The sequence below is a fragment of the Frankia sp. CeCAU1 genome, assembly GCF_977971845.1.
Genome location: NZ_CDWWXA010000070.1, coordinates 10,011 through 10,752, shown reverse-complemented (window position 1 = coordinate 10,752; position 742 = coordinate 10,011). Strand labels below are relative to the sequence as shown.

The window sequence follows — 742 nt, the reverse complement described above, 5'->3', positions numbered from 1 at the left end:
CAGGTGCCGGTCGTGGAAGACCCGATGCCGATACTTGGTCACGAAAACCAAGTGGGCGTGCAACGCGAAAACACAGTGTCTGCCGGTACGGATGCTCGGATCGCTGGCCATAGACCAATGCACGAATATGATCGTGCAGCTTCGGTACAGCTTCCGTCTGTACCCGACTCCTGGTCAGGTACAGGCGCTGGCGCGGACGTTCGGGTGCGCGCGGGTGGTGTACAACGATGCGCTCCGCGCCCGGGAGACCGCCCGCGCGGCCGGGCTGCCGTTCCCGAAGACCGGCGACCTGTCCAAGCTGCTGATCACCGAGGCGAAGAAGACCCCGGAACGAGTCTGGCTCGGCGAGGTGTCAGCGGTCGTTCTGCAGCAGTCCCTACGGGACCTCGACACGGCGTACCGGAACTTCTTCGACGGGCTGAAGGGCAAGCGCCCGAGGATGGGCCCACCCCGGTACAAGTCGAAGCGGGACAGCCGCCAGTCGGTCCGGTTCACCGCGAACGCCCGCTGGGCCATCGCCCCCGGCGGGAAACTACGCCTTCCGAAGATCGGCGACGTCGACGTCCGCTGGTCGCGGCGGCTGCCCTCGACACCGTTGACAGTGACGGTGATCCGGGACAGTTCCGGCCGGTACTGCGCGTCCTTCGTTGTGGAGACCGGCCCGGAACCGGCCCTCGCCCAGACGGAGCGTGTGATCGGCATCGATCTGGGGTTGACGCACTTCGCGGTCCTCTCCGACGGC

Annotated in this window: 1 protein-coding gene and 1 pseudogene; one reads left to right on the top strand and one right to left on the bottom strand. The window is 66.6% G+C overall.

Annotated features, from left to right (window positions below):
* Positions 1–111: pseudogene (locus AC08OO_RS13640) on the bottom strand (IS200/IS605 family transposase); the annotation flags it as partial.
* Positions 112–127: 16 nt separating this feature from the next.
* On the opposite strand from AC08OO_RS13640, the gene AC08OO_RS13635 reads away from it, so the two are divergent.
* Positions 128–742 (top strand): RNA-guided endonuclease InsQ/TnpB family protein (locus AC08OO_RS13635; RefSeq protein ID WP_476618585.1); only part of this gene is annotated, 615 nt, incomplete at its 3' end.